Annotated in this window: 22 protein-coding genes; all 22 read right to left on the bottom strand. The window is 42.7% G+C overall.

What is annotated here, in order from left to right; all coding sequences use genetic code 11:
- Positions 1-4 precede the first annotated feature (4 nt).
- Entirely contained in the window at positions 5-4,537 is a 4,533-nt protein-coding gene (locus tag LI288_RS02080; protein WP_331464587.1) for a PolC-type DNA polymerase III, read from the bottom strand.
- Positions 4,530-5,594: a flavodoxin-dependent (E)-4-hydroxy-3-methylbut-2-enyl-diphosphate synthase gene (gene ispG / locus LI288_RS02075; RefSeq protein ID WP_227089268.1), complete on the bottom strand. Its 1,065-nt coding sequence runs from the start codon at positions 5,592-5,594 to the stop codon at positions 4,530-4,532. The genes LI288_RS02080 and ispG overlap by 8 nt, the downstream gene beginning before the upstream one ends.
- 37 nt (positions 5,595-5,631) lie before the next feature.
- Positions 5,632-6,990 carry an RIP metalloprotease RseP gene (gene rseP / locus LI288_RS02070; protein WP_227089267.1) on the bottom strand — a complete coding sequence of 453 codons (1,359 nt, stop codon included), beginning with the start codon at positions 6,988-6,990 and terminating at the stop codon, positions 5,632-5,634.
- A 16-nt stretch (positions 6,991-7,006) separates the two neighbouring features.
- Positions 7,007-8,149 (bottom strand): 1-deoxy-D-xylulose-5-phosphate reductoisomerase, encoded by a 1,143-nt coding sequence (locus LI288_RS02065; RefSeq protein WP_227089266.1) that lies wholly within the window; start codon positions 8,147-8,149, stop codon positions 7,007-7,009.
- A gap of 73 nt (positions 8,150-8,222) precedes the next feature.
- Positions 8,223-9,032: a phosphatidate cytidylyltransferase gene (locus LI288_RS02060; RefSeq protein WP_227089265.1), complete on the bottom strand. Its 810-nt coding sequence runs from the start codon at positions 9,030-9,032 to the stop codon at positions 8,223-8,225.
- 4 nt (positions 9,033-9,036) lie between these two features.
- Positions 9,037-9,771, bottom strand: a complete 735-nt coding sequence (locus LI288_RS02055; protein ID WP_022433346.1) for an isoprenyl transferase — start codon at positions 9,769-9,771, stop codon at positions 9,037-9,039.
- Positions 9,772-9,969: 198 nt separating this feature from the next.
- Positions 9,970-10,521, bottom strand: a complete 552-nt coding sequence (gene frr, locus LI288_RS02050) for a ribosome recycling factor (RefSeq protein WP_022433347.1) — start codon at positions 10,519-10,521, stop codon at positions 9,970-9,972.
- A gap of 60 nt (positions 10,522-10,581) precedes the next feature.
- Positions 10,582-11,280: a UMP kinase gene (pyrH, locus tag LI288_RS02045; protein ID WP_227089264.1), complete on the bottom strand. Its 699-nt coding sequence runs from the start codon at positions 11,278-11,280 to the stop codon at positions 10,582-10,584.
- A 121-nt stretch (positions 11,281-11,401) separates the two neighbouring features.
- Positions 11,402-12,100 (bottom strand): bactofilin family protein, encoded by a 699-nt coding sequence (locus LI288_RS02040; protein ID WP_227089263.1) that lies wholly within the window; start codon positions 12,098-12,100, stop codon positions 11,402-11,404.
- Positions 12,101-12,311: 211 nt separating this feature from the next.
- Positions 12,312-13,238, bottom strand: coding sequence for a translation elongation factor Ts (gene tsf, locus LI288_RS02035; protein ID WP_022433350.1), 927 nt, complete (start codon positions 13,236-13,238; stop codon positions 12,312-12,314).
- A 135-nt stretch (positions 13,239-13,373) separates the two neighbouring features.
- Entirely contained in the window at positions 13,374-14,102 is a 729-nt protein-coding gene (rpsB, locus tag LI288_RS02030; RefSeq protein ID WP_022433351.1) for a 30S ribosomal protein S2, read from the bottom strand.
- Between the two features lie 174 nt (positions 14,103-14,276).
- The gene (locus LI288_RS02025) at positions 14,277-14,828 is read right to left on the bottom strand and encodes a hypothetical protein (RefSeq protein ID WP_227089262.1); all 552 of its coding nucleotides are present in this window, start codon (positions 14,826-14,828) and stop codon (positions 14,277-14,279) included.
- An 8-nt stretch (positions 14,829-14,836) separates the two neighbouring features.
- Positions 14,837-15,628, bottom strand: coding sequence for a DUF6115 domain-containing protein (locus LI288_RS02020; protein WP_227089261.1), 792 nt, complete (start codon positions 15,626-15,628; stop codon positions 14,837-14,839).
- Positions 15,629-15,651: 23 nt separating this feature from the next.
- Positions 15,652-15,963 carry a hypothetical protein gene (locus tag LI288_RS02015; protein ID WP_022433354.1) on the bottom strand — a complete coding sequence of 104 codons (312 nt, stop codon included), beginning with the start codon at positions 15,961-15,963 and terminating at the stop codon, positions 15,652-15,654.
- A 20-nt stretch (positions 15,964-15,983) separates the two neighbouring features.
- Entirely contained in the window at positions 15,984-17,591 is a 1,608-nt protein-coding gene (locus LI288_RS02010) for a DUF342 domain-containing protein (RefSeq protein WP_022433355.1), read from the bottom strand.
- A 74-nt stretch (positions 17,592-17,665) separates the two neighbouring features.
- Positions 17,666-18,427 carry a sigma-70 family RNA polymerase sigma factor gene (locus LI288_RS02005; protein ID WP_022433356.1) on the bottom strand — a complete coding sequence of 254 codons (762 nt, stop codon included), beginning with the start codon at positions 18,425-18,427 and terminating at the stop codon, positions 17,666-17,668.
- Between the two features lie 45 nt (positions 18,428-18,472).
- Complete coding sequence (locus tag LI288_RS02000; RefSeq protein ID WP_022433357.1) at positions 18,473-18,757, bottom strand: hypothetical protein; 285 nt, start codon at positions 18,755-18,757, stop codon at positions 18,473-18,475.
- Between the two features lie 39 nt (positions 18,758-18,796).
- Positions 18,797-19,282 carry a chemotaxis protein CheD gene (locus LI288_RS01995; RefSeq protein ID WP_022433358.1) on the bottom strand — a complete coding sequence of 162 codons (486 nt, stop codon included), beginning with the start codon at positions 19,280-19,282 and terminating at the stop codon, positions 18,797-18,799.
- A 95-nt stretch (positions 19,283-19,377) separates the two neighbouring features.
- Positions 19,378-20,007: a chemotaxis protein CheC gene (locus LI288_RS01990; protein ID WP_227089260.1), complete on the bottom strand. Its 630-nt coding sequence runs from the start codon at positions 20,005-20,007 to the stop codon at positions 19,378-19,380.
- A 16-nt stretch (positions 20,008-20,023) separates the two neighbouring features.
- Positions 20,024-20,491, bottom strand: a complete 468-nt coding sequence (locus LI288_RS01985) for a chemotaxis protein CheW (protein WP_227089259.1) — start codon at positions 20,489-20,491, stop codon at positions 20,024-20,026.
- Positions 20,492-20,523: 32 nt separating this feature from the next.
- Positions 20,524-22,602, bottom strand: a complete 2,079-nt coding sequence (locus tag LI288_RS01980) for a chemotaxis protein CheA (RefSeq protein ID WP_022433361.1) — start codon at positions 22,600-22,602, stop codon at positions 20,524-20,526.
- Position 22,603: 1 nt separating this feature from the next.
- Positions 22,604-23,815 carry a chemotaxis-specific protein-glutamate methyltransferase CheB gene (gene cheB / locus LI288_RS01975; RefSeq protein WP_227089258.1) on the bottom strand — a complete coding sequence of 404 codons (1,212 nt, stop codon included), beginning with the start codon at positions 23,813-23,815 and terminating at the stop codon, positions 22,604-22,606.
- Positions 23,816-23,823: the final 8 nt, after the last annotated feature.

The raw sequence follows: 23,823 nt of genomic DNA, 5'->3' as shown, positions 1-23,823 counted from the left end.
TTTCCTATAAATCAAACAGCGACAGCTGGTTGCTGTCTGCCATTCCCTGTAACAGCCCCAGATCGCTTAATTTTTCAATAACCGTCTGTCCGACCTTTGCACGCTGGCGCAGGTCATCTTTGGATAAGAACTCGCCGCCCCTTGCCGCAATCTCTATGGATTCTCCGGCAACTTCACCAACCTTGTCGATGACTTTAAAAGACGGCATAATTTTTCCGTCAATAATCTGGAATGACCGTGCCTTTGCCTGATACAGATTAATCGGTGTAAAATCAAATCCACGTGCATACATTTCCTGCACGATACGCATATCCTTTAACTCGTCTTCCTCGGCATTGGTCAGCTGGTTTTCGGCTTTTCTCGCCTTGTAATCCGCAAGGAAATATTCCAGCTTATCCCTGCCCATTGCCATTTTTTCGTAGTCAAACGCATTGGCACGGATACTAAAGTACGCGCAGTAATACGCAAGCGGATAAAAGACCTTGCAGTAAGCCACGCGCCATGCCATCATAACGTAAGCCGCCGCATGGGCTTTCGGGAACATGTACTTAATCTTTTTACACGACCAGATATACCAGTCCGGTACATCATGCGCACGCATGACTTCTTCCTGTTCCGGTGTCAGGCCTTTACCCTTACGCACCTTTTCCATGATTGTGAACGCCTGTTCACTCTCCAGTCCCTTCTGAATCAGATAGACCATGATATCATCACGTGTGCAAATCGCCGTGGAAATGGTTGCCTTTCCCTCTTTGATAAGAGTCTGTGCATTGCCAAGCCATACATCAGTACCATGGGCCAGACCGGCAATACGGACCAGATCCGAAAAATACTGTGGTTTGGTGTCAATTAACATCTGCATGGCAAAATCCGTACCGAATTCCGGGATACCGAGCGCCCCCAGCTTACAGCCGCCGATGTCTTGTGGTGTAATTCCAAGTGCCGATGTATTCTGAAACAGTGACATGACTTCTTTGGAATCCAGCGGAATTTCAAGTGGGTCAAGCCCTGTTAAATCCTGCAGCATACGAATCATCGTCGGGTCTAAATGTCCTAAAATATCGAGTTTTAACAGGTTGTGGTCAATGCTGTGGTAATCGAAATGGGTCGTTGTAATCGACGTTTTCATATCGTTGGCAGGATGCTGTACCGGTGTAAATGAATGAATTTCCTCACCGATTGGCAGTACAACGATACCGCCCGGATGCTGTCCGGTGGTTCTTCGGATATCCGTACACCCCTCTGAAATACGCTCAATTTCACACCGGCGCTTTACAATCGGATGGCCTGTTTTTTCGGATTTATCCGCAAAATATTTCATTACAAAGCCGTATGCCGTCTTTTCGGCAACCGTACCGATTGTTCCCGCTTTAAATGTCTGTCCTTTTCCAAAGATAACCTCGGTAAATGCGTGTGCCTTACTCTGATATTCATTGGAAAAGTTTAAGTCGATATCCGGCTCTTTATTTCCCTTAAATCCAAGGAATGTTTCAAACGGAATGTCAAATCCGAGTTTATTAAGCTTATGTCCGCAGTTTGGACAGATTTTATCGGGCATGTCACACCCCGCACCGCCCGCAAATTTCTTAACGTCTTCCGAATAAAATTCATTGTAAAAACATTTCGGACACAGATAATGCGGACTTAAGGGGTTTACCTCCGTAATACCCGCCATGGTTGCCGCAAAGGACGAACCGACCGACCCCCGCGAACCTACCAGATAACCGTCATCATTGGACTTCCACACCAGCTTCTGCGCAATGATGTACATTACGGAATAGCCGTTTGAAATAATGGAATTTAATTCCCTGTCCAGACGCTCCGTTACAATCTGCGGAAGCTCTGGACCGTAAATTTCATGCGCTCTGTCATGACAGATTTTACGCAGCATTTCATCGGAATTTTCAATGACCGGCGGACACTTATCCGGGCGTACCGGAGAAATTTCCTCGCACAGGTTCATGATTTTATTCGTATTTTCCACGACAATCTCATAGGCTTTTTCGCTGCCTAAGTAGTCAAACTCGTGCAGCATTTCCTCCGTGGTATGCAGATACAGCGGTGCCTGATTGTCCGCGTCATCAAAGCCCTTTCCCGCCATAATGATACGGCGGTAGATTTCATCTTCGGGATTTAGAAAATGCACGTCACACGTTGCCACAACCGGCTTGTGAAATTTCGATCCGAGTGCCACGACCCTGCGGTTTAAATCACGCAGATCTTCTTCATTCTGCACATAGCAGTCTTCTTTTTCTATCATAAAGTGGTTGTTGCCAATCGGCTGAACCTCCAGATAGTCATAGAAGTTTACGATTCTTGCAATTTCCGCATCGGAACGGCCACTTAACATCGCACGGAATAACTCTCCGGCTTCACACGCACTTCCAACAATCAGCCCGTCACGGTACTGGTTGACAAGACTTTTCGGAATTTTCGGAAAACGGCTGAAATAGGTCAGGTGGGACGCTGAAATCAAACGGTACAGATTGATTCTGCCCGTTTCATTTGCCGCCAAAATAATACAGTGGTACTGATGCAGCTTACGGATGGAATCCACATCGAGCTTACCCTTTTCATTGAGCATTTCCAAATCGAAAATGTCCCGCTCCTTTAACATTTCAATCAGTTTGATAAAGGCATCTGCCGTTGCGCCCGCATCATCGACCGCCCTGTGGTGGTTTTCCAGGGATACACCCAGATGCTTGCAGAGCGTATCCAGCTTATAATTGTGCAGGTTCGGTATGACAAACTGTGCCAGAAGTACCGTATCCAGAATTGTATTGTTTACGGTAATCCCCTGTTTCTGCGCCTTGTTGGCAATAAAGCTGGTATCAAATTCCGCGTTGTGTGCTACCAGTACGGCATCGCCGCAGAAGTCCAGAAACTCTTTTAAGACCGTTTCTATGGTTGGTGCCGAAAGCACCATGGCATCAGTGATACCGGTCAGCTTCTCAATTCTGAACGAAATCGGTATCTGCGGATTAACAAATGTACTGAACTTGTCCACGATTTTTCCGTCCGTGATTTTTACCGCACCGATTTCAATAATGCGGTCGGCTTCCGCCGAAAATCCGGTGGTTTCCAGGTCAAATACGACATATGTATCCGTAAACTGCTGCCCCTTTGGATTTGTAACAATCTGCTTGGTATCGTCTACAAGATAGGCTTCCACACCGTAAATCAATTTAAAATCCAGCTTCTCGCCTTTTTTCTTATAATCGCCCTGAATATCTTTTAATGTATGATAGGCTTCTGTAAATGCCTGTACAACGCCGTGGTCTGTAATCGCAAGGGCTTTGTGTCCCCAGCGGATTGCCTGCCGCATGATGTCACTGACACTTGATACCCCATCCATATCACTCATCTTGGTATGGCAATGCAGCTCGACTCTTTTGTTGAGGGCAAGGTCGTTGCGCACTTCACGGTTGTCGTAAGACTTGCGGATACCGGACACGTTTGCAATGGAAATTTCCTGGTCGTAGCGGTCAAGCGCCGCAATACCTTTGACTTTGATAAAATTTTTCTTTTTGATAAATTCCCGCATTTCCGGAAGCTGTTCGTTGCGGACAAAGATTTTTACCGTAATGGTATCCGTAAAATCCGTAATGTCAAACATCATAATTGTCCGCTCATTGCGGATTTCCCGCTCCTCGACCTTCCGGATCATGCCGGAAATAACAACTTCTCCAAGCGCCGTATCAATCTGTTCTATCGGCATCGGTTCTTCATCAAAATCCCTGCCGTATAAAACGTCATCGTTGGACGGTTTTTTATAAAATTTATCATTTCTTGAAAAGCTTCTGTTTTCCTGTCCGCCAAAGCTTTTGCCCTGTATAGGGCCTGCCACCTTTGCAGCTGTCTGTATGGCCGCTTCTTTGCCTGCGGCTTTTTTCTTATTTTCCGCACCGGACTTTTTTTCCAGAACCGCAGCTGCCGCCGCGGCAGGACTGCCCGTTGCCGCTTCCATTTTCTGCTGAATCTGCTTTACACGCAGGTTTAACTTATGCTCGTTTTCTTTTTGGTAATGGCTGCCGTTTTTCGTCTTATAGCGGTATACCACATCAATCTCAAAACCGAAGCGGTTTAAGAAAACCTTATGAAAATAATCTGCCAAAGAATCCGCATAGGTTCTTGCAAGGAAGCCATCCTCCAGTTCTAAAACCAGACGGTCTTCTTCCTCAAATTCCCAGGACGAGTTTTTCAGCAGATTATATTCCAGTGTCCAGTATTTTTCAAGTTCAAACAAAATACTGTCATAGTATACTTCCATAATCGTTACCGGCGTGTACTGCTTGGACAGATGATACCGGTCGATAATCCGCACGTCCATATTTTTCATACGGAAAACCTGCTTTTTTAAGGCATCCTCTGTTTTATAAATGACAGGCTTTCCTATCAGCCTGTCACTTTTTAAATATACACGCGCAAGCGTATTGGTCGATGTTTTGGATACTCTTGTCACTTCCGTATCTGCCAGATAACTGCCCAGTTCCTCCGGCAGGCGGAGTGTTTTAAATACTTCAAAAAATTTATACACCTGTACCACCCCAATGGTCTAATTCGTACTTTAAGGTTGAAAGCAGTTCGTCTTCCGGTACTTTGCACACCACTTCGCCGTGTTTGATTAACACACCACAGCCGTCACCGCCTGCAATGCCCAGATCCGCTTCCTTTGCTTCACCCGGTCCGTTGACAACACAGCCCATGACTGCCAGTTTTAAATCGTAATCATACGAAGACACCATTTCTTCTACCTGCTTTGCCAGTCCGATTAAGTCAATGCGCGTTCTGCCACAGGTCGGACAGGAAACGACTTCAATACCGCCTTTGCGAAGCCCCAGTGTCTTTAAAATAATCTTTGCCGCTTCCACTTCTTTGACCGGATTATCCGTCAGTGAAACACGGATGGTATCGCCGATTCCCTGATTCAAAATCAGTCCCAGTCCGAGTGCAGATTTAATGCTTCCTGAAAATGCCGTACCGGATTCTGTAATGCCGACATGCAATGGATATGCTATTTTTTGTGCAATCAATTCATGGGCTTTGACACACATCATGACGTCGGAAGATTTGATACTGACAACCAGATTGTCATATCCCTGCTCCTCAATCATATGTACCTTGTCAATCGCACTCTCCACAATACCTTCTGCCGTCACACCATGGTATTTTTCCACCAGTTCTTTTTCCAGCGAACCGCTGTTGACACCGACACGGATTGGAATATTGCGTTCTTTTGCCACGTCCACTACAGCTTTAATCTTATCGGCACCGCCGATATTGCCCGGATTGATACGGATTTTATCCGCACCGTTTTCCATTGCCGCAATCGCCATGCGGTAATCAAAATGAATATCCGCAACCAGTGGAATATGAATGTATTTTTTGATTTCCGAAACTGCCTTTGCCGCTTCAATGGTCGGCACGGTACAGCGGATAATTTCACAGCCCGCCGCCTCCAGTTCCAGTATCTGTCTGACCGTTGCTTCTACATCTTCCGTATGGGTATTGGTCATAGACTGAATCAGCACCGGATTTCCGCCGCCGATTTTTTTATTGCCGATTGTTACTGTTTTCGTATGTTCTCTAAACATCTTACTCTCCTATTTTGCAGACATTTTACTGCCGAATCTAAAACAACCCTCTGATATCTTTAAACATGACATAGACCATTAACAGCATTAAAAGTATCATGCCCACAAAATGCACCATGCCTTCATGCTCTTTTTTAACCGGTTTGCCGCGCAGCACCTCTAAAATGAAAAATACCAGCCGTCCGCCGTCCAAAGCCGGGAGCGGCAGAAGGTTCATGACACCTAAGTTGGCGCTAATCATAATGGCAAGACTGAATAATGTCATTAAAACTGCTACCGTGCCTGCCGGTTTACTGCTTTCCACAACAGAGCTCATAACACTGACCGTTCCTACCGGTCCTGTCAAATCGTTAATGCCGACCTGTCCCGTAAACATCATGCCAAGACTTTCAATAACAATTTCAATCCAGTAACCGACTTCCTTAAATGCGCAGACAATCGTCTGTGCCGGAGATAATTTGACATACTCTCCGTATGATGCCAGTCCTGTATAATAGCTTTCCTGTTCGACAAGCTGCGGTGTAACCGCAAGTGTCACCTGATTCCCGTTGCGGCTTACCACAACCGATAACGTTTCCCCTGTAGACTGATTTAAATATTCGGTAAACTGTGTACTGTTTTCCATGGCAATGCCGTCTACGGAAAGAATAATATCCTTTGCCTGCATGCCGCCCGCTTCTGCCGGGGAATCCTTTGTCACGCTCTGAATTGTACAGTCCGGTTCGATGACAACACCCATTTTATAAGAGCTGAGTTTCGTATACTGCGGTGTCAGCTGCGTTGTATACTTCTGTCCGTCCCGCTCATACGTAATATTCATGGTCTTTGCCGCATTATAATAACGGTAAAATGAATATTCTCTCGAACAGCTCATCTTATCGCCGTTAATTTTTAAAATGGTATCGCCCTCTGCAAGTCCTGCTTCCTGCGCCGGTGAATTGTCATAAACCTTATCAACGGTACATAAATCATAACCGTCCACACCGATCATAATAATAGATAAAATCAGTGCCAGCAGGAAATTAAACAGCGGACCTGCCGCGATAATGGCAATTCTCGACCACACAGATTTATTGGAAAATGCACGGTCCGCATCGTATTCTTCTTCAAGTGTCTTTGCCTTGCCGTCCTTTTCGTCTGCCTGTTCGTCCTCATCTTCATCGGTCTGGGCTTCCATAAACTCATCGCCTAACATCATACACGAACCGCCAAACGGAAGCAGTTTGATACTGTATACGGTTTCTCCCTTTTTAAAATGAATCAGCTTCGGACCAAATCCCAGTGCAAATTCCAAAACTGTTACGCCATTTGCTTTTGCCACAATAAAATGCCCGAACTCATGTACGATAATAATGACACTTAAAACGAGTATGGCAAGTATTACATTTACTATCAACCTCTGCCTCCTTTATTTACCAACGGCTCTCAAGCAGTTCCGTCACGGCACGTTCCGTTTCCAGAATCTGTGCTACGTCCGGATTTTCTTTAAACGCGGTCTGCTCCATTGCATATGCAATCATTTCCGGTATATCCAGATATGCAATTTCACGATTTAAAAACTTGCGGACTGCCACTTCATTTGCTGCATTGAACGCCGTCGGAATATTGCCGCCCTGTGATGCCGCTCCGTAAGCAAGCTTTAAGCCCCTGAAATTTTCAAAATCCGGTTTTTCAAATGTTATTTTACCCAGTTCAAAGAAATCTACGCGCCCGGTATTGAGCGGTCTTCTCTCCGGATAATACAGCGCATACTGAATCGGCAGACGCATATCGGGACTGCCAAGCTGTGCCATAATGCCGCCATCCACAAACTGCACCATGGAATGAATAATGCTCTGCGGCTGGATAACAACCTGCACCTTTTCTGCCGGTACGTCAAACAGCCACTGTGCCTCCATAACTTCCAATCCTTTATTTACCATAGTGGAAGAATCTATCGTGATTTTTTTACCCATAGACCAGTTCGGGTGATTGAGTGCATCTTCTACCGTTACATTTTTTAAATCCGCAATTGTCTTTCCGCGGAACGGTCCGCCGGAAGCCGTCAGCAGAATCTTTTCTGCCTGCTTTTTATTTTCACCGTTTAATGACTGGAATATTGCGGAATGTTCGCTGTCTACCGGATAGATATGCACGTTTTTTTCTTTGGCAAGCGGCATAATGATGTGTCCCGCCGTTACCAGTGTTTCCTTGTTTGCCAGTGCAATGTCTTTTCCCGCTTCAATTGCGCGGATAGTCGGTACAATGCCCATCATGCCGACAACTGCCGTCAGCACAATATCTGCTGAAGCGATTGTCGCTGCTTCGATTAATCCTTCACTGCCGGAAACAATACGTACGTCCATATCCGCCAGCTCTGTCTTTAAATCGCCTGCCAGTTTTTCACTGCCGATGCAGACCAGTTCCGGCTTAAATTCACGTGCCTGTGCTGCCAGTTCTTTGACCCTTGTTCCTGCTGCCAGCGCCGCAACTTTAATATCTTTATTTCTTCTGATTACATCCAGTGTCTGTGTCCCGATAGAACCTGTAGAACCCAGTAACGAGATTGTCTTCATTTTTTCCTCTTTTCTGCGCCCAAAACAGCGCTTCTGTCTTATCTGTCCGATAAAATCTTCTGACAGTTAAAATCTATAAAAACTGATTGATTAAATACACCGCCCAGTAAACCGCCGGTGCCGTAAAAATAACACTGTCAAAACGGTCTAAAATACCGCCGTGTCCCGGAATCAGTGTTCCGTAATCCTTGACATCGTGGTTTCTTTTAATCGCTGATGCCGCCAAATCGCCTACAATCGCAAAAAATGCGCCGATAAAGCTTGCTGCCGCAAATGTTACAACCGGGTAAGCAATTACGCCGGACATATGCGGACTTACAAGAAAGCCGTAAATACCACCAATCACCGCCGATGCCACAACACCGCCGATACCGCCTTCAACCGATTTTTTTGGTGAAAGCTTCGGCGCCATTTTATGTCTGCCGAAAAATACCCCTGTAAAATATGCAAAGGTGTCATTTACCCATGAAGCCGCAAATATCAGCCATACGGTGTAAATGCCGTCATGATAGGTACGCACCTTATAAATGTAAGAAAGCAGCATTGCCACATAGACAAGTCCTAAAAGGGTAATGCACACATTTTCCGTGCGGTACTTCGGAAAGGCAAAGACATAGACTGCCATAACCGCCATAACGGCTGCTGCCAGTACCAGTAAAAGATACTCATCCCGTCCTGCCCCGATACAGATATAATACAGTATACACGCTATGTATCCTGCATATGCCATGACTGTCTTTTCCATATGAATGACACGGTACAGTTCAAACATTCCAATCAGTGCAATCATCAGATTTAATCCGAATAAATACCAGCTTCCGCATACCAATGCCGAAGCCATAATAATTACCAGAACAATTCCGCTTAAAATTCTTGTTTTCATTGTCCTATTCCTCCGTTACACCGCCAAATCTGCGTTCTCTTTTATTATATTTCTCAAACGCACGAATCAATTCCTCTTTATTAAAATCCGGCCAGTGTACATCTGTAAAGTAAAATTCCGTATAGGCAAGCTGCCACGGCAGATAATTGGAGAGACGCTGTTCACCGCTGGTGCGGATAAGTAAATCCGGATCCGGAAGTTCCCATGTATCCAGATTCTTAGAAATCATTTCTTCTGTAATATCCTCCGGGGCAAGTTCGTGGTTTGAAACCTTTGTGGCAAGCTTTCTCACCGCTCTTGTAATCTCATCCCTGCCGCCGTAATTAATCGCAATCGTAAACTGCAAGCCGGTGTTGTTCTTCGTCTTTTGTTCCAGATTTTCAATGCTTTCGATAATATCTGCACTTAATTCCTCACGTCTGCCAATCACACGGCACCGTACATTATTTTTCATGGATTTTTTGACACAGTCCTTTAAATATGTACGCAGAATGGTCATCAGTGTTGAAACCTCCTCCGTAGAACGCTTCCAGTTTTCTGTTGAAAATGCATACACTGTAAAATATTTTACGCCTAAATCGTCTACAACCGTCAGCATATCTTCAACAACCTTACTGCCAACCTTATGTCCGTATGTGCGGGGCATGTGTCTTTGCTTTGCCCACCTGCCGTTTCCGTCCAAAATAACGGCAACGTGCTGCGGAATTTTTAATCCCAATGCTTCATTTAATGTATCCATATCTGCCTCATTCCTGCATTTTCCTGCTGCAATATTCATATCTGCCGATAACAAAAGTCTGAAACTGCATTCCACAGATTCTTTTTTTACTCCGTCATCTTCAATAAAAATGGAAATTGCCGCACTAAGGAATCCGATACATTCTTCTATGACCGGAACAATTCATGTATTTACCTTAGTGCGACAGCTTTCCCTGTATTATACTGTAAGAATTTCTTTTGTCTTTTCGTCAATTGCTTTGTCAATCATATCTACATATTTATCTGTCAGCTTCTGAACTTCATCTTCCTTGCCTTTGAGTTCATCATCTGATAATTCTCCACCCTTGTTCATCTTCTTAAATGCATCATTGGCATCACGTCTGATGTTACGGATTGCAACCTTGGCATTATCACCCTTTTTCTTGATATCCTTTGCCAGTTCCTTACGTCTGTCTTCCGTCAGTTCCGGGAATACCAGACGGATAACCTTACCGTCATTATTCGGTGTAATGCCTAATTCAGATACGAGAATTGCCTTTTCAATGTCTTTAATCAGGCTGGCTTCCCAAGGCTGGATCTGAATCATTCTGGCTTCCGGTACGGAAATGTTGGCAACCTGCTGTAAGGATGTCGGTGTTCCGTAATAATCCACCTTAATCTTATCTAAAATATGCGGATTGGCTCTTCCTGCACGGATCGTTGCGTAATCTTCCTGTAACGCATCTACGGATTTGCCCATTTTTTCTTCGAATTCTTTCATTTCGCTCATAATTACCTCACTGTGTTTTGTATTTTTCTTTCTACTATCTGTTTATCATATCTTTGACAATTAGTCAACTGTTACAACTGTTCCGTTGAATTTTCCTGTCATGGCATTTAAAATGCTGTTGTCCTCATTTAAGCCAAATACCATTAACGGCATCTTATTTTCCATGCACATAACGGATGCGGTCATATCAATAACACCAAGCTGCTTGTCAACAACTTCCTGAATGGAAATCTTGTCATACTTCTTTGCCTGTGAATTAATCTTCGGGTCACTGTCGTAAATGCCGTCAATCGCCTTTGCCAGTAAAATGGCATCTGCATCCAGTTCAATCGCACGAAGCACAATTCCTGTATCTGTAGAGAAGTACGGATGACCTGTACCACCTGCGAAAAAGACTACCATGCCTTTTTCAAAATACTTGTTGGCTCTGTCCTTTGAGAACAGCTTTGTCATGCTGCCACATTCAAATGGTGTTAAAATGTTTGTCTTTACCCCTTCTGAACGGAAAATTTCTGATACATAAATGCAGTTCATAATGGTTGCAAGCATACCAATCTGGTCTGCTTTTGTTCTATCGATGTTATCGTTTGAACGTCCTCTCCAGTAGTTGCCGCCACCGATTACTACGCCGACATCAATTCCTTTATCAATAATTGCCTTGACCTGTCTTGCAATATCTGCAATCAGTGCATCATCATATCCTGACTTCTGCTCACCTGCTAATGCTTCTCCGCTTAATTTTAAAATAACTCTTTTCATGTGTTTTGATTTCCTCTCTGCTGCTCTCGCGCTTTTTATTTCTTCGTTACTGCCGGTATGCTGTTCTTTATGTATATCTGCTCCGGCAAGTCAGCTTCTGCCGTTAAATGTCTTCTGGCTTTTACTGCATATCCGTTTCTTCTGCCACCTCTGCCGGTTCTGCTTTTTGTTCTGCCTTTGCAAAAGGATTCTTCTGGAACACTGCCTCTGTATTGACATCACCGTAGCACTGGGAGCATCTGCCCTCAATGGTTGCACCGTTGTTAATCTGTACCGTCTTAAATTTCATATCGCCAACGACGATTGCTGTAGAATCTACAATAACAGGACCTTCGATGTCAATATTTCCCTTGACCGCACCTGCAATTACCGCAGAAGTTCCGTATAAATCACCGATAATTACAGTGCCTTTGCCAATCTTTACAGAACCGGTAGCGTGAATGTCACCTTCTATCTGTGCATCATTTGCAAACACTTCATTGGCGCCGATTGCACCGCGTACTACACCACTGACGGTTAATTTGCCCATACAGCTGACATCGCCTTCCACCGTACCATAGATATCAATAGAACCCGTAGAGTCAAGATTCCCTGTAACAGTCAGTCCCGCGGTAATGACCGCTGTTTCTTCTACTGAATCATCATCTAATATGTCCATATGCTCTATATCATTACTTCTTTCATTAATCACTCTGTCAATATCAGAACCCATCTGTTCACCTTCAGATAACATTTCCTTTTTCTCCTCCAAAATATCCGGTTGAATGTCCGGTTCAAAAAATTGTCTGGATTCATTTTTATTGTCTTTAAATAATCCCATTATTGTATACCTCCAACCACTTTGCACTACTTATATAAGTATATCATAAAACGTCTGATAAATGAAGATGTTATTTTATCCTTTGATTCAGATAATACATTCTTTATATGAATCCGGCATAATACAAAAATCCCCAAACTGCCAGTCTTCCCGGCAATCTGAGGACTATTATGATTTATCTGTATTATCAGTGCATGATTTGAATCAAAGATTACTTTAACTGTGCTGCAACTTCTGCTGCGAAGTCTTCGTTCTTCTTTTCGATACCTTCGCCTGTTTCAAAACGAACAAATCCCTTAATCTTGATGTTAGCATTGTTTTCTTTTGCTACAGAAGCAACGTATGCAGATACGCTCTGCTTTCCGTCTTCAGCCTTAACGTATACCTGGTCAAGAAGGCAGATTTCCTTTAATTCCTTATTGATACGTCCCTTAACCATACCTTCGATAATCTTATCGTTTGCATCCGGCTTTTCATTCTTAGCTGCTGCTGTAATGATTTCTGTTTCCTTAGCGATGTAGTCTGCATCAACTTCATCTCTGTTTGTGTACATTGGCTTTAAAGCTGCTGCCTGCATAGCTACGTTTCTAGCCATTTCTTCAATTGCAGGATTTACAACATCTGTCTCAACATCTACTAATACACCAATCTTACCACCCATGTGAATGTAAGAAGCAATGAAACCATTTGCTTCTTCTAACTGGGCGAATCTTCTAATCTTTAAGTTTTCACCGATTACGGCAATCTGTCCTGCTAAAGCATCTGCTACAGTCTTAGATGAATCCTTGTTCCAGCTTTCTGCTAAAAATGCATCAATATCAGCTGCCTTTGTTGTTAAAGCCTGTGCTGCAACATCTTCAACATATGCGTTGAAATCTGCATTCTTTGCAACGAAGTCTGTTTCTGAATTTACCTCTACGATTGCTGCCTTAGTACCTTCAACTACAGTCTTAACGATACCTTCTGCTGCAATTCTGCCAGCTTTCTTTGCTGCCTTTGCCATACCGTTTTCTCTTAAATATTCTACAGCCTTGTCCATATCGCCGTCTGTGTTTGCAAGAGCCTTCTTACAATCCATCATACCTGCGCCTGTCATTTCTCTTAATTCTTTTACCATTGCTGCTGTAACTGCTGCCATTTGTAATTCCTCCACTTTCATTTATTAAAAAACTTTAAAAAATGCCTCAACCTGTTTCTTTCAGGCTGAAGCATTTTAGAGCCATAAATAATCTCTCAACTACTTATCAGCATTTCTATCTGTGTTTTGTGTAAATTAAGCTTCTTCTACAGCTTCTGCTTCTTCAGCCGGAGCTTCTTCTACACCCTGATTTGCTTCGATTACTGCATCAGCCATCTTAGAAACGATTAACTTAACAGCTCTGATAGCATCATCATTACCCGGAATTACATAATCTAATTCATCCGGATCACAGTTTGTATCTACAATACCGATTAACTTGATGCCAAGTGCCTGTGCTTCCTGTACACAGATTCTTTCCTTCTTAGGGTCAACGATAAAGATTGCATCCGGAAGCTTCTTCATTTCCTTGATACCGCCAAGGTTCTTTGTAAGCTTTTCCATTTCCTTCTTTAAGTTGATAACTTCCTTCTTAGGAAGAACATCAAATGTGCCGTCTTCCTGCATTGCTTCGATTTCTTTTAATCTGTTGATTCTGCTCTGGATTGTCTTGAAGTTTGTAAGCATACCGCCTAACCATCTTTCGTTAACATAGAACATTCCACAACGTTCTGCTTCTGTTGCGATTGCATCCTGAGCCTGCTTCTTTGTACCTACGAAAAGAATTGTGCCGCCATCTGCTACGATATCAGAAATCGCCTTATAAGCTTCATCAACCTTACCTACAGACTTCTGTAAGTCGATGATATGGATACCGTTTCTTTCTGTGTAGATGTACTCAGACATCTTAGGATTCCATCTTCTTGTCTGATGTCCGAAGTGAACACCTGCTTCAAGTAACTGCTTCATTGAAATTACGCTCATTTTAATACCTCCATGGTTTTGATTCTTTTATAGGCTTCTGCTCTTATAACCACCGGCGCGTATACCGGCACCAGCTATAAAATCCACCTATATGTTTTTTCACACGAATTGAATTATAACAATTCTTTTAAAATAATGCAAGCGTTTTTTTACATTTTTTTGCTAATGCTTCTGCTAACGGCTTGTAATGACATTCGCCAGATTTTCAAAAGAATCATTTTTCTTTACAATATGCGTTCCTGCAATCATTTTGGTTGAGTTGCCGGACGCTGCCATATAACCGATAAAACCATCTCTGTCACTGATAATCCCTGCTGACAGAAACATATCTGCCACCTGTGTCGCCGTATATCCGCTTCCGATTTCAATCTGCACCTCATCTCCCGGCAGATAAAGTGCTGCCCGGGTCTGCGGCTGGCCTTGTGTTTCCGGTTCTGATGCTTCTGTGGCTGCCGTTGTTTCCTGACCGATTGTCGTTTCTTCCTGTGTAGTGGTTTCTTCCTGTACAGCAGTTGTCTGTTCTTTTGTAGTCTCTTCTTCCTGTTTTATGGTTTCTGCCTGTGTATCTTTCTGGGTATATGCAAGTATTGAGCTTTCTGTTGATGTCTGCTCTGTCCCTGTTACCAGCCTCTTATTTGCTGATGAAACTGCATTGGCAATAGAAAAAACAAGTGTTGTTGCCACTATTCCAATACCGGCTCCTCTTAAATAATATTTTAATTTCATTGCCATCCTCATTCTGCACTCTGCTTTTCTTTCTCATGCAGCCCGATAATCAGACTGACCTCGCCAACGCCGATACCAAGCTGTTTTGCAATATCCCGCACCGTCATTCCCTTTCTGTAAAGGTATACAATGCTTTCCGGACTGCCGTCCTGTGGATTTTCCGGTATTTCATCAATTTCCGGCTCACCACTGACAATCGACTTTAACTTTCCTGCCTGATTTTTGGATTTGCCCTGTTCTTCTGAAATTCTTGCCTTTTCGTTGCTCTGCTTCACCAGTTCAGACAACCGTTCTTTTGCAACATCCCGCACGGTAGCGGTATATGCCGCGTTGTCCGTCTGTTCCTGCTGTGACGGCGCTGCCTGTTGCACTGACGATACCGGTTCAGCTGCTATATCGTTCTGCATTTTTTTTACTTCATGCTTTGCAATGTTGACGTCTTTAACTGTATTCTTTACTTCCTTTGCCTTTTCATTGAGCATATCATATAAAAATACGGCCTCATTGTGGCTTTTATTAATCTCACCCATCACCGTATCTGCATAATCGTTCATTTCCAAAATTTTTGTATTGGAAATTTTATCAAGAGATGCTTCCGTGCGTTCATTAATTGCATTGAGTTCTTCTGTCACCAGTTCATTGACCTGACGGCGGATTTCCTCTTTCTGTCCGTCGGACAACACTGTCTTTTCCGGTTGTTTTGCCTGCTCTGAAGTTTTTTGTTCATCTTCTGTAAGCAGAAAGCTTGCAGCAATACACAAAATTCCGCAGACAGCCAAAATGACTTCCAGTATTACCATATGTTCCTCTTTTCCGTGTCTTTTCAAATTTTGATATCGATGTCTACGATTTCCTGTCCCTTTATAAAGAACTTTCCGTCTTTAGAACCCTTTTTACCCTGATGGTGTCCATCCGGATATTCATTCTGGCTCTTATCCTTGGCATCATACTTTTTCTGGTGGTTATCGGCATTCTCTTTATGCTGAACCTGTTCTGCTTTTGTATCTGTTTCTTTTTGAACCTGTGTCGTTATCGTCTGCTGTTCCACAACAGGCCTCTGGTTTTCTTCCTGTTTAATATGTGAAACTTCATTCATCTGCTGTACTACTGCAAAATCTACCGGCCTTACAATCATTTTCCGCTCCCATTCTGCTTTTATAATAAAGCGCTCTTAATGTCTGCCCGCTCTTTGATAAACTGACAATGGTCATACTTTTCTTTGATAAACATAAACTGATCACCAAATACAAGCTTCGTTCCTGCATACGCTGTTCCGTATACTTTAATTCTGGCATTGCTGTCTTCTGAAACAACCGACTGTAAATCTTCAAATTCTTTCTTCTGTTCTGCCAGTTCCTTATCAATTATCAGCATATTTTTCATAGTTTTTTGCAGCATTTCTTTTTTATCCTGTGAAAGTTCACCTTCTAAATCCTGCTTTTTACGCAATGCTGTTATAATCTGATTCAACTGTATTTTATTTGCACCCATTGTCTGAAGACTCTTTTGCAATTCGTCCAGACGTCTTTTGGCTGCCGGGTCAACACCGACACCGATAACCGTTGCCGTACCAAGTTCATTGCCAATCACTTTTGCTTCAACCAGTGTCATGGAACGGACTTCCCCACCGATAATCAGTCCTTTTTTGCCTGCCGCCTTAATGCTGCCTTTTGCATTGACCTTACTATGTAAAATAGAATCTGTTTCAATACTGCCGCCTGCTTCTACCTGTTCTACAGATTCAAGGAATTTCGTAACGATATTGCCGCCTGCTTTAATGACTGCACGGTTCATCCCCTGCACACCACGGTTGAAGGTGATATTGCCGCCTGCGACAATTGTTGCACCTTCCACGATACCACTTACTGCAATATCGCCGGTCGCTTTTACACTGAATCCCGCAAGGACATTGCCTTTAATATTAACATTCCCCTGGTAATCAATATCACCGGTAGAATTATCTACATCAACGATTTCCAGTACATTGGATACAAATACTTTGTCATTTTCCAGGGTTACATGACCGCTGACACTGCTAATCAGCTGTAATCCGTCTTCCGAAACCGTCAGATCCCGTCCATGGCGGAAAATCACGTGTTTTACCTTTTTCGGCATGACCTTTCTTCCAAGCAGATCTTCTCCCGGTGTACCGCGGTCTTCCGGATGAAGCACGGCAACAACCTCACCCTTTCTGATGTGATTCACATTTTCAAGTGTATGGAAATCAACTGTACCATCATCGTTCATCTTTGGTGTCGGTTTTAATTCTGTATTGAATTTATATTCAATATAACCGTCACTGCCCTCTGTCGCTGCCGTTCCCACCGCAATCACATAACGGTGTCCGTAACGGCGGTGTGCCAGAAAATCTTTGACAACGTCTGTTTTAATTCCGTTTTTCACGCCCAGATGCTGGATATCTTTGATAATTTCATCTTCATCCAGCATTCCCGCACCTTCAAACGGCGGATAAAATACAGCTTCCATCTCCATTAAATCCGAACTCATGGTATATATGCCGAACTCCCGGCTCTCCAACGCTCCTGCATCTGAAACCTTTACCGTAAACGGTGCTTCTTTCGCTTTTGAAAAAGCTTCTTTCATCTTTACGGTGTCACAATCCATAATTTTCTTTTTATCCAGATAATATAATGCATCTGCCACTGTTGCCGGCTGTTCGCCGCTTTTCGGAGGATATACTGTAAAATACAACCCGTCCGCTTTTACTGAAAATTGAAAATACCCGCCAATACACTCTACCATATGCTTTCTCCCATCTGATGTATTTACACCTGCACAACACTTCTAAATTATAAATCCGGGCTGATGCAGTTCCTTTATAATATAATGTCCAGATACTCACCCAGTGTTTTACGCATTCTGCCAAGTGCTTTGGTATGCAGCTGGGAAACCCTTGATTCTGAAACATTTAATACAAGACTAATTTCTTTTAATGTCATTTCCTCATAATAATACAATGTAATAACATTTCTTTCTTTTTCTGTTAAGGAATTGATTGCTTCTGTTAATTTTATTTTCAATTCTTCTTTTTCCAGCACTTCTTCCGGCTGGTCAAAGTGCGTATTTGTTACTGACTCTATCTTTGCCTCACTGCCCGTTTCCGTATATTCATCCAATGAAATCAGGTTAGAGGCTTTGGTCTGCCCCTGCCAGCTGTTTAATTCGTCTACTGTTATTTCTAATTCTTCGGCGATTTCCTCATCGGTTGCCACATGCCCTTTTTCTGTTTCAATTTTAGACATCGCCGCATCTATTTTTTTCTGCTTCTGACGGATTGACCGCGGAAGCCAGTCCATTTTACGAATCTGGTCCAGTATTGCGCCACGGATTCTAAGACTAGCATAACTTTCAAACTTTACATTTTTGCTGTAATCAAATTTATCTATGGCATCGATTAATCCAAAAATGCCATAGCCTACCAAATCATCATATTCTACATTATAGCCCAGATACATACTGAGTCGTCCGGCGACAAGCTTGACCAATTGCGCATATTCTGCAATAAGCTGTTCCCGGATTTCACTCTTTCCTGTCTGCATATATTCCTGCCACAGTTTATTTCTACCTACTTCGTCCATTACTGCCGCCCCCAGCCCATCATTTGATTAAACTACTTCGGAAAATTACTTTTCTTCCTGCTGTTCTTCTTCTGTCTGTTCCGGCGTGCCTTCGCCTTCTCCTGCTGTACCTTCATCCTCTGACGGTTTTTCTTCTTCTGTTTCTAAATCCTTAAATGCCTTATTTAATATTACTCTCAAAAGAAGCCCTGCCATATAAAACCCTGCCATAACTGCGACCAATACCCACAGAAAATGTACCAGCGAATACTTTTGTATAATCATAACCACACTACTGACAAAACCTGCAAGCAATGTAACCAACGCAGGAATATTTCTAAACTTACGCATATTCCCTCCCAATCTATTTTTCTTTTTTGCTGTTTGTTATTAAATTGTCTTTTGAGGCTTACCTACCGACTTTATAACATAATCCCCTGTCTCTGAGTAAAACTCTACAGTTCGTCCATAATTTAAACCACAGTCTTCTGCGAGAAGACGGATTCTATATTCTTTTAATTTAGCTCTGGCTGCTGCTGCATTCCGTTCACCTACCCGCAGTGATTCATTCTGCGATGCCATGGCAAACATCTGTGCACCACCCGCCATTTTTGCGACCAGGCGGCTTTTTGAAGCCCCGAGGTTTTCCATCTGTCGAATTAATTCATCAATTCCTGTATCTGCAAATTTTGCAACATTTGAATTATTTCTAATCTGTGTACTGTCTGGAAGCATACAATGCAGCAATCCACTTACCTTTGTCACCGGATCGTATAATGCAACGCCCACACAGGAACCAAGACCTAATGTTGTAAGCGCATCTGGACATTTACAGACTTTCAGATCCGCCATGCCAACTTTTATCATATTCCCCATATACAACTGTCCATTCTTTTTTCTAATCTTTACAGTTTCAAGAAACACAGCCTGCGGGACAAATTTCTCCCGCAAGCTGAAAAAAATTTTAAGTCTTACATACCAAGTGATGCCAAAATTTTGTCATAAGAATCAAGTTCAGGGATTAACAGGAAGTATCCTGTAACAAAATCCATCTCGCCAAATTCTGACTGAATCATAAGCAGCTTATCGCCATATTTACCAAACTCGGCTGCCGGCACACTCAGCAGTGCGCCTACCATATCTACGGTCAGTGACGGTACTGTACATATCATCTTTAAATTTGTCAGGGAGGAAAGTGCATTTAAATAAGAACCGGAAACAATATTTCCAATTTCATTTAATGCTGACATTTCTATTTCCGTAAAGCTTTCCGCGCCTAAATCTTCATCGGTTGTAACATCTCTCATCATTAATGAATTTACAAGATGGTGTGCTGATTTCATATCAAATAAGAACATCATCATCCCATCAATGTCACCCTCAATACCCAGTAAGATTCCAACTACTGTCTGATCTTCTGATCCAATCACGGAAGAAATATCCTGAAAAGGCAGTAATGCAACATTCGGAACAGACATATCCATCTTGATGCTTAACATCTTTGATAATGCTGTTGTTGCATTTCCTGCACCAATATTTCCTATTTCCTTTAAAACGTCATATTGCATGGCGTCCAATCCGTCAAGACTTATTTTTGCCATATTCCCACCGCTTTCTTTAGTTCTCTACGATCAGACCGACAATATCTAATAAAGAAATCAGTTCACCCTTGCTCTTTCCGATGCTGCTGATATAACCTGATGCTGCATCATCTCTTGAGGTTCTTGTGATTTTTTCTGTATTGTCATCATCCAGTGTTACAACCTCTCTTACCTGATCTACAATAACACCAATGGTAGCACCTTCGATTTTTACAATGATGATTCTGGTCTTATCTGTAAATTCATCGTCTTCAAGTCCCAGTTTTAAGCGGATGCTCATAACCGGAATAATTTCACCGCGCAGATTGATGACACCTTTATAATATGTCTGTGTCTTTGGCACGCGGGTAATCTTTTGGTTTCTGACAATATTATCAATATATTTAATATTGATACCATACTGTTCGTTGCCAATTCTTACCACGATATACTGAACGGCAGTTTCTGTTTCCTGCTCTGTTGTAATTGCTTTTACCTGTTCCATATTTATACCCATCCTTTCTGTAGCATCTTCCCCTATACAAGCGTATTTGCATCAATAATCAGGGCTACAGAACCATCTCCTAAGATTGTTGCGCCACTAATCATCTTATTGATACGGATATACTTACCAAGTGATTTAATAACGATTTCCATCTGGCCAATCAGACTGTCTACTACAAGTCCCGCCTGCTTATCGCCTTTTCTTACGACAACGACTGTAATATTTTCTGATTCTTCCGGTTCTCCCGGAACATCCAGTAAATCTCTTAAACGGATTAACGGAATAACGTTACCTCTTAAATGAATCACTTCTTTGGCATGTACATACTTGATATCACTTACAGGAATATCTTCGATGGTTTCAATAGAACCAAGTGAAATCGCATACTTTTCATCTCCGAGCTTAACCATCAATGCCTGAATAATGGCAAGTGTTAATGGAAGACGGATACTGAATGTACTTCCTTCACCGTACTTTGTCTTAACTTCAACATCACCACCCAGGGCTTCAATCTTTGATTTTACAACGTCAAGTCCAACACCACGGCCGGATACATCTGTTACCTTTTCAGCAGTTGAAAAGCTTGGTCTGAATAATAAATCGATTGCTTCTTTATCTGTCATGACATCAGCCTGTTCCTGTGTAATTGTACCTTTTTCAACTGCCTTTGCTTTTACCTTTTCTGTATCAATACCATTACCGTCATCACGGACTTCGATAACAACATTGTTACCTTCCTGGAACGCATCAAGGAAAATAGAGCCCACCTCGCTCTTACCGCGTTCTTTTCTGATTTCAGCGCTTTCAAGACCGTGGTCAGCAGAATTTCTTAATAAGTGCATAATCGGGTCACCGATTTCATCGATAACCGTTCTGTCAAGCTCTGTATCTTCACCTGACATATATAACTCCATCTTCTTGCCAAGCTTCTTGTTCAGATCACGAATCATTCGTGGGAATCTGCTGAATACACTTTCAATTGGCATCATACGCACCTTCATAACGGATTCATGAAGGTTCGTTGTTACTCTTTCAAGATATTCAATCTGTTCTGTGAAACTCTGGTTCAGTGCAGCTGCTTCATCACCTTCAACATGACTTGCAGATACAAGACCGTTCTTTGCAATAATTAATTCACTGACAAGGTTCATTAAAACATCAAGCTTTTCAATATCTACTCGTACTGTATGGCTGACTGAACCGGATGTCTTGCCTGTAGAAGCAGGCTTCTTTGCAGCCGGTTTTGCAGCTGCCGGTTTTGCAGTCTGTGATACTGCTGATGTTTCCTTCTTTTCCTCTTTTGCTTCTTCTGTCTGTTCCTCAGGGAAAGGCTGCGTAATTTCCTGACCTGCCGCATCCTTGATTTCAGATACATTCTTAATTAATGCAATGATATTATCATATTTTTCTTCTGTTACAACAATAATGCTGAAATCAAAGTCAAACTTCTCATCTTCAATATCCTGTACAGACGGTTCTGATTTAATGATATCACCATGTCCTTCAAGATTTTTAAATACAAGAAACGCTCTGGCAGCCTTTAAAATACAATTCTCATCTACGCTGACCTTAATCTTGTATACATGAAGATTCTTTTTTAACGCTTCGTTAACTGCATTCTTTTCAAAATCTGCAAGCGGCATATCCTTATCATCTGCCGGTGCAGCTGAGGCTGTTGCTGCCGGTGCTTCTTCCTTCTTTGCCGCCGGTGCTGCATTTCCTTTACCTTCTGATGCGATAAACGCATTCAGGGCTTTGATAATCGGTTCATTATCATCTGTTCCTTCGTCCTGTGTTTCCCTGATGTTGTCCACATAGGTTTCCAGTGCATCCAGACACTGGAATAATACATCCACAAGATTTGAATTCACTTCCATATTGCCGTTTCTGACTTCGGAAAATACATTTTCCATATCATGTGTCAGATTCTGCATTCTCTTATATCCCATTGTGCCGGCCATACCTTTTAAAGAATGGGCTGCACGGAATATTTCATTAATCGTATCACTATTATCCGGTTCTTTTTCCAGAATAATTAACTGGTCACTCAGTGTCTGTAAATGTTCATTTGATTCATCAAGAAAAATCTCTAAATACTGGCTAACATCCATCTTATGATACCCCCACGTTCTTCGTAATTACTTCAGCGACACGGTTAAGCGGTACTACCTCATTAACCAGTCCCGTCTGAGCGATGGCCTTTGGCATTCCATACACCACACTGGTGTCTTCATCCTGCGCGATGACATAAATCTTTTTATGTCTGTCTGAAAGGCCCTTGATTCCTTTGGTTCCATCTGCTCCCATACCGGTAAGCACTACACAGGTGATTTCATCGTAATCACACCGTTCTAATGATTCATACATAATGTTGGCACAAGGTCTTAATCCTTCAATTGCCGGTTCATCACTTAACTGTATCTTATGTCCTGAACCATTTTTTACAATTCTTAAATGTTTTCCGCCCGGCGCAATATAGACATGCCCTCTGCGGATAATATCTCCGTCTTCTGCCTCCTTTACCTGTATGTCACTCATCTCATCCAGCCGTTGTGCAAGCGAGGCTGTAAAACCTGCCGGCATATGCTGTACCAGCACAACACCTGCATCCAGATTTCTAGGGAGCATCGGGATGACCTGTTGCAAGGACTTTGGTCCGCCTGTTGAACAGGCAAGTGCCACGACCTTTTTACAATTCGTTTTCACATCCTTATATAACTTCCCATCTACTTTTTTAGCCGGTGCCGCACTTTGTGCTGTCCCGGTTCTGGCACGGATTGCCTTTAAAGCTTCTGCGCCCGCCATGCGGCGCTGTTCTCTTGCAGCTTCATCCTGCGTTTTCCCCGGTGTAAACCGGCTGCTTCCTGACGGTACGGCTCTGGATACGGAAGAAGCACTGACTCTTTCAAGTGTCTTTTTAGTGCTGGTCGCAACATTAAGCATCTCATGAATACGTTTTCTAAAGCTTTCGCTTTTCGTTTCCAGATAATTTTCCGGTTTTGTAACGAAATCGAATGCCCCGTATTCCAATGCCTGAATTGTTTCCCGTGCGCCCTCTTTCGCCACCGTACTGACAACAATAACGGTCTGCTCAATATGCTCACGCTGAAGCTTCTGCAGGAGTTGTAATCCATTCATCTTTGGCATATTAATATCAAGAATAACTGCACTGTAAAGTGTCGGATTCTGGCGGATATATTCGTATCCCTCCAGGCCGTCTTTTGCAATTGCCGCAACCTCGTACTCATTGCCTGACTTAATTATATCAGATATTACTCTTCTCATGAGTGCAGAGTCATCAATAATTAATATTTTTTTCGACATATTTATCA

It is taken from the genome of Lachnospira pectinoschiza (assembly GCF_020564355.1).
Lineage (GTDB): Bacteria > Bacillota > Clostridia > Lachnospirales > Lachnospiraceae > Lachnospira > Lachnospira intestinalis.
The sequence above is the reverse complement of the archived record's forward strand: the minus strand, read 5'-3'. Positions and strand labels throughout refer to the sequence as shown.

Bases quoted from the DNA above. Each gene is read 5' to 3' on its own strand.
- ispG (WP_227089268.1), bottom strand. From the start codon at position 5,594: ATGTTTAGAGAACATACGAAAACAGTAACAATCGGCAATAAAAAAATC.
- LI288_RS02065 (WP_227089266.1), bottom strand. From the start codon at position 8,149: ATGAAGACAATCTCGTTACTGGGTTCTACAGGTTCTATCGGGACACAG.
- LI288_RS02060 (WP_227089265.1), bottom strand. From the start codon at position 9,032: ATGAAAACAAGAATTTTAAGCGGAATTGTTCTGGTAATTATTATGGCT.
- LI288_RS02055 (WP_022433346.1), bottom strand. From the start codon at position 9,771: ATGGATACATTAAATGAAGCATTGGGATTAAAAATTCCGCAGCACGTT.
- frr (WP_022433347.1), bottom strand. From the start codon at position 10,521: ATGAGCGAAATGAAAGAATTCGAAGAAAAAATGGGCAAATCCGTAGAT.
- pyrH (WP_227089264.1), bottom strand. From the start codon at position 11,280: ATGAAAAGAGTTATTTTAAAATTAAGCGGAGAAGCATTAGCAGGTGAG.
- LI288_RS02040 (WP_227089263.1), bottom strand. From the start codon at position 12,100: ATGGGATTATTTAAAGACAATAAAAATGAATCCAGACAATTTTTTGAA.
- tsf (WP_022433350.1), bottom strand. From the start codon at position 13,238: ATGGCAGCAGTTACAGCAGCAATGGTAAAAGAATTAAGAGAAATGACA.
- rpsB (WP_022433351.1), bottom strand. From the start codon at position 14,102: ATGAGCGTAATTTCAATGAAGCAGTTACTTGAAGCAGGTGTTCACTTC.
- LI288_RS02025 (WP_227089262.1), bottom strand. From the start codon at position 14,828: ATGAAATTAAAATATTATTTAAGAGGAGCCGGTATTGGAATAGTGGCA.
- LI288_RS02020 (WP_227089261.1), bottom strand. From the start codon at position 15,628: ATGGTAATACTGGAAGTCATTTTGGCTGTCTGCGGAATTTTGTGTATT.
- LI288_RS02015 (WP_022433354.1), bottom strand. From the start codon at position 15,963: ATGATTGTAAGGCCGGTAGATTTTGCAGTAGTACAGCAGATGAATGAA.
- LI288_RS02010 (WP_022433355.1), bottom strand. From the start codon at position 17,591: ATGGTAGAGTGTATTGGCGGGTATTTTCAATTTTCAGTAAAAGCGGAC.
- LI288_RS02005 (WP_022433356.1), bottom strand. From the start codon at position 18,427: ATGGACGAAGTAGGTAGAAATAAACTGTGGCAGGAATATATGCAGACA.
- LI288_RS02000 (WP_022433357.1), bottom strand. From the start codon at position 18,757: ATGCGTAAGTTTAGAAATATTCCTGCGTTGGTTACATTGCTTGCAGGT.
- LI288_RS01995 (WP_022433358.1), bottom strand. From the start codon at position 19,282: ATGGGGAATATGATAAAAGTTGGCATGGCGGATCTGAAAGTCTGTAAA.
- LI288_RS01990 (WP_227089260.1), bottom strand. From the start codon at position 20,007: ATGGCAAAAATAAGTCTTGACGGATTGGACGCCATGCAATATGACGTT.
- LI288_RS01985 (WP_227089259.1), bottom strand. From the start codon at position 20,491: ATGGAACAGGTAAAAGCAATTACAACAGAGCAGGAAACAGAAACTGCC.
- LI288_RS01980 (WP_022433361.1), bottom strand. From the start codon at position 22,602: ATGGATGTTAGCCAGTATTTAGAGATTTTTCTTGATGAATCAAATGAA.
- cheB (WP_227089258.1), bottom strand. From the start codon at position 23,815: ATGTCGAAAAAAATATTAATTATTGATGACTCTGCACTCATGAGAAGA.